Raw genomic sequence first — 4,585 nt, forward strand, 5'->3', positions numbered from 1 at the left:
AAATTGCGGCCTGTTTCGCCTGAATATCTACGAGCCCCTGGCCTTTCCGGCCAGAGAAACTTAACGTGACAACACCGGTAGACGTTCTAATTGGAGTGCCGGCGATGTGAGGAGGACATGATCCGCATGGGCAAATGATCGAACAGATCGGGATTGGGCAAACCAGTAGTTCTCAGGGAGCTTTTAGCTCGTTCCACTGATTTGGAGTCCAGTCCGCGTATCACCATACCGGCCCGCGGCATGTCATGGCCGCAACATGAGGTCTGAAACATGTACGCACCCGATCACTCGCTCTAGCGGTCAAAAAAGTCCTTGCATCGAACGGGGCATCCAAACATGAGAACTGACCCCCGGCATTTCCACCGAGATTTGACCCGCCTTTTATGTATGTTTCTGGTCTGTGTTCGTTGTCAAGGTCTTGGTCTTCTCCTTTGTTTTTCTAGGTTCGTGGGCAGAGCTGTTTTTGAAGCGGAAGCTGTCGTTTCCGGTTTCGAGGATGTGGCAATGGTGCGTGAGACGGTCGAGCAGCGCCGTCGTCATCTTGGCGTCACCGAAGACGCTGGCCCATTCGCTGAAGCTAAGGTTGGTGGTGATGATGACGCTGGTGCGCTCGTAAAGTTTGCTGAGCAGGTGGAAGAGCAATGCTCCGCCTGACGCGCTGAATGGCAGATATCCAAGCTCGTCGAGAATGACGAGATCGGAATGGACAAGCCGGTTGGCGATTTGCCCGGAGCGCCCCTGTGCCTTCTCCTGCTCCAACGCATTGACCAGTTCAACCGTCGAGAAGAAGCGGACGCGCTTGTGATGGTGCTCGATAGCCTGGATGCCAAGGGCTGTGGCGATGTGGGTCTTGCCCGTGCCCGGTCCGCCGACAAGCACGATGTTGTTGGATTCGTCGACGAACTCGCAGCGATGGAGCTGACGCACGAGCGCCTCGTTGATCTCGCTGTTGGCGAAGTCGAAGCCATTGAGATCGCGATAGGCCGGAAAGCGGGCGATCTTGAGCTGGTAGGCGGTCGATCTGACCTCCCGCTCTGCAGTTTCCGCTTTGAGCAACTGCGACAGGATCGGAATGGCGGCCTCGAAAGCTGGCGACCCCTGTTCGGTGAGTTCGCCAATGGCCTGAGCCATGCCGTGCATCTTCAGGCTCCTGAGCATGATGACGATCGCTCCACTCGCGGGATTATGACGCATGGCGCACCTCCGTCTTTCTCAGAGTGTCGTAGCGTTCGACATTGGCCTTCGGTTCGTTGGTAAGCGTCAACGCCTGAGGCGCGTCGATTGTGGGTGGCGTTGCGGATTTGCCGTCGACCAGGCGATGAAGCAGGTTCAGGATATGGGTCTTGGTCGGAACGCCGGACTTCAGCGCCATATCGACGGCCGACAACACGGCTTGCTCGTCGTGCTGAAGCACCAACGCCAGGATGTCGACCATCTCGCGATCACGCCCAGCTTCTTGAGCAGATGCTGTTGCAGCGTTCGGAAGGCTTCGGGCAGTTCCGTGAACGGTGCACCATTGCGAAGAGCACCGGGCTTGCGCTGAACGCCGGCGTCGAAGCCGCACGTGCCGGTGAGGCCGGAAAGGGTTTTGCCCTCGTCGCGCAGGAGGTCCGCGAACTTGCTCAGCGCTCCGCCAATGCGGCGAAGGAGATCAAAACGCTCATCAACGCGTCCGGGGAAGAAGTGCGCAATGGCGTGTCGCTGGTCGATCAGGCTGGCGAGGCTTTGAGCACGATCGCGACAGAGGTTCAGGCGATCAGCCGCGAGATCTGCAAGATTATCGACGGTGCCAAGAGCCAGGCTCAGGGCCTTGCCGAGATCGACCAGGCCGTCGGGCAGATCGACAAGAACACACAGCGGAATGCTGCGATGGTTGAGGAGTCAAGCGCAGCGATCCAGCAGCTGGTGCAGGAGGCCACCACGCTGGATCACCTGATGGCGCAGTTCAAGACCGGATCGAAGATGGGTTCCGGAACCCGTCCCGCGGCTTGACCGAAAGCGAAGCCAGCGTCCGCACGAAAGACTAGGGGGTCACGATCGTCGTGGCCCCATTTTCGTTGCAGGGGTCCGTTTCGCCTCTGACGTCACTTACAGCCACTGCTGGCCCTCGCTGCGGACGAAATAAATCAGGTCGAAGATGAGGTTAGGCCTGCCCAGCATGATCGTCTCCAACAATGGCGCTGAATTCACGCCTTTTGCGATCCTAGCTTGGTCTAAACACCACAAGGTCGTATGGCACTGCATCACGCCGGACGGGTCTATGCAAACGGCGATGTCGAGATTTTTCAACGACCGCATTCGCGAGGAGTGCTCAATCAAGGCCTTTTCTTAGGTCTTGATCCTGCCCGTAGCACGATTGCCGACTGGGCGGAGGACTACAACACGTTTCGTCCGCACTCGTCGCTCGAATGTCAGACCCTGGCTGCCTAAGCCGGACCATCGCCGCAACCCGTTCTCACGCTGCGCAATGTGAAAGCTAGACGTTTCCACCGGTTGCTCCCACGGCGCCACTTGGCGTACCAAACCGCCGAGGCGCTAATCGCTGCTGGATGGAAGTTCAGTGGCAGGTCAGTCACCCACAGGATCTAGTCGACTTCTCGGAGTATCGCGAAATCAACGTGCTTCTCGGCGGTGTCGTAGTTCCATAATTATACTTACGCGATTTTTGCTAAGATATTGTTTTTAATATATTATTAACTCCCGACCCGTCGAGTTCATTGCCGCCTATGGGCCCAGGACTTGCACATCACGGATAACTCCGTGATGGTCATTATCCCAAACGGTAACTATCATTTAGTCTTCCCGGGACCCAATGCTCTGATCTTGTGCACCTCACTCATCGTCCGTCAGACATTCAGCTTCGGCTGTGTTTTCGATCGCCCGACGCACCGCTTCCTCATCGGCAAAGCTAGCTATTTCAACTTGGTGCGCGGAACAAAGACGGATTCCCAAACCCCAGACTGTGTACATCTCATTTCGAGCGAGCGTCGTGTTACCCGGATCCACCACTTTCAGTGCGTATTTGGTTGCAGGTGGGGTCGTGGGGGCGGTTCCATGGAAGCTCCCGCTACTGACTTCGAGCTGACCAACCAGGCAGAGCACGCCATCGAACTCTTCAAGCGCCGGCGGTAAACTACCGGCAAGGATGATCGCATCACTCCGGGAAAAACGACCGTACAGCGAATAGCAGTATTCGGTATCCAAATCGAAAATGCGTAGCCGTGAGATCAGCCGATCGATACCTTGATATTTCAGGATACAAAAATACGCACACCCTTCGCAAACCGGAATGTCGGCTTCATCAATGACCTGCGCATCTTCCTCGAATATGTCCCATGGAATATCTTTTAACATTCTACCATCTCTAACCAGCCAATAGATATAGTGTGCGACCAATAAGCCACCGGCGCAAACAGGATCTTGAACGCCGATGAAAAATCCAAAAGCCACGGGATTGGCAGAAACCAACAATATGGCCACACAGCTTGGCAATAGTCTCACCTGGAAAACAGTGACGGTAATAGTCCATGGCACGGGGTTCGGTCATATACCGTTGTCGTCGCTGAAGTTTAGGCTGAGGTCGAGGTGACAATTTCCGCAAGGTTCGTCTGGCACGGCCACGCCGGGCGGTTCAGTCCAGGTTATCCCTCCTTCGTAATTGCACCGAGCCCTTGGCTCGTCGATCCAATTCTTTTCGTCAAATCGACATTTGAACGGTTCGTATTCCTTCTTCAGAAGGAGTGCGACAATATGTCATTTATTCTCAATTTTAAGGGGGTAAAATCAGGGTAGTTTATACCTTTTTCAAGGCATTTCGGCCGCCTCTGCATATCCAACCATTTGATATTATTGTATTTTTATGCTTTAATTTAAAAGTCAGCATTTTTTAGCTGATGCTCAGTCATTTTAAAACAAGGAGTATTTGATGATTGATAATAAAACCACCCACGCTGGCATGAAACCTATGACAGGCCTGGAATTACAAGCTGCACGTCGCGCTGCCGCCGACAGGTTCTACCAAATCGGCATGTCCTATGTTCCTGAAGGTTATACTGTAAAATTCAGGAAACGTCTGACCGGGGTTGCATACGGCGGTAAGATACGTCGGATAGAAGCTCCCCGGCCTGTTACACGCAAAAGCCTTTATGTCTTTCTACATGAATGCGCACACGCGCACCTTCATTTTGATGGGCCAAAATTACCAGTACACGTAAAAGAATTGCAGGCTGAAAAATGGGCACATAGCAAAATGAGGGAGCACGGTATTCCTGTCCCCCGATCCATGACAGAAAGCGCCAAGGCATATGTTGCCCGGAAGATCGATCGAGCCGAGAAACGGGGAGCAAAATCCATCGACCGGGAGGCTCAACGCTTCGCTTCATCTCGCAAGATGAAAACGTCACACTAACAGCCACCCAAAAGTCAGATAATCATCAATTTGGGAATTTCGTGAATTCCCAAATTGTGAACAAAATCCGTAGGATCGATGCAGCAGGTTGCCCGGTCCACTTAGTGCCCGACTCAAAATTCGAGCCTTGCGATACGCCGTGTCATTCGCCTGATTGACGAGATGAACATCCATGCC

General features: G+C 53.9%; 6 protein-coding genes and 2 pseudogenes. 3 read left to right on the forward strand and 5 right to left on the reverse strand.

The window, feature by feature from the left end; translation table 11 throughout:
• Positions 1 to 381 precede the first annotated feature (381 nt).
• Both istB and HWD97_RS23955 read right to left on the reverse strand, forming a co-directional pair.
• Positions 382 to 1,194: an IS21-like element helper ATPase IstB gene (gene istB, locus HWD97_RS23950; RefSeq protein ID WP_371835778.1), complete on the reverse strand. Its 813-nt coding sequence runs from the start codon at positions 1,192 to 1,194 to the stop codon at positions 382 to 384.
• Positions 1,184 to 1,551: pseudogene (locus tag HWD97_RS23955) on the reverse strand (IS21 family transposase); the annotation flags it as partial. The gene istB and the pseudogene HWD97_RS23955, both read right to left, overlap by 11 nt.
• On the opposite strand from HWD97_RS23955, the pseudogene HWD97_RS23960 reads away from it, so the two are divergent.
• A pseudogene (locus HWD97_RS23960) lies at positions 1,534 to 1,956 on the forward strand (methyl-accepting chemotaxis protein); the annotation flags it as partial. The pseudogenes HWD97_RS23955 and HWD97_RS23960 overlap by 18 nt on opposite strands.
• 132 nt (positions 1,957 to 2,088) lie before the next feature.
• Here HWD97_RS23960 and HWD97_RS23965 read toward each other — a convergent pair.
• The gene (locus HWD97_RS23965; RefSeq protein WP_371835783.1) at positions 2,089 to 2,289 is read right to left on the reverse strand and encodes a hypothetical protein; all 201 of its coding nucleotides are present in this window, start codon (positions 2,287 to 2,289) and stop codon (positions 2,089 to 2,091) included.
• On the opposite strand from HWD97_RS23965, the gene HWD97_RS23970 reads away from it, so the two are divergent.
• Complete coding sequence (locus HWD97_RS23970; protein ID WP_371835779.1) at positions 2,233 to 2,430, forward strand: integrase core domain-containing protein; 198 nt, start codon at positions 2,233 to 2,235, stop codon at positions 2,428 to 2,430. The two genes, HWD97_RS23965 and HWD97_RS23970, sit on opposite strands and share 57 nt — an antisense overlap.
• 402 nt (positions 2,431 to 2,832) lie before the next feature.
• Here HWD97_RS23970 and HWD97_RS23975 read toward each other — a convergent pair whose 3' ends face one another.
• A complete protein-coding gene (locus tag HWD97_RS23975; protein WP_371835780.1) occupies positions 2,833 to 3,468 on the reverse strand; it encodes a hypothetical protein in 636 nt (211 codons plus the stop codon).
• 457 nt (positions 3,469 to 3,925) lie between these two features.
• On the opposite strand from HWD97_RS23975, the gene HWD97_RS23980 reads away from it, so the two are divergent.
• Positions 3,926 to 4,408, forward strand: coding sequence for a hypothetical protein (locus tag HWD97_RS23980; protein WP_371835781.1), 483 nt, complete (start codon positions 3,926 to 3,928; stop codon positions 4,406 to 4,408).
• On the opposite strand, the gene HWD97_RS23985 is transcribed toward HWD97_RS23980, so the two are convergent.
• On the reverse strand, positions 4,400 to 4,585 hold a 186-nt coding region (locus tag HWD97_RS23985), incomplete at its 5' end, for a hypothetical protein (protein WP_371835782.1). The two genes, HWD97_RS23980 and HWD97_RS23985, sit on opposite strands and share 9 nt — an antisense overlap.

The organism is Ochrobactrum sp. C6C9 (assembly GCF_022627935.1).
Taxonomy (GTDB): Bacteria; Pseudomonadota; Alphaproteobacteria; order Rhizobiales; family Rhizobiaceae; genus Brucella; species Brucella teleogrylli.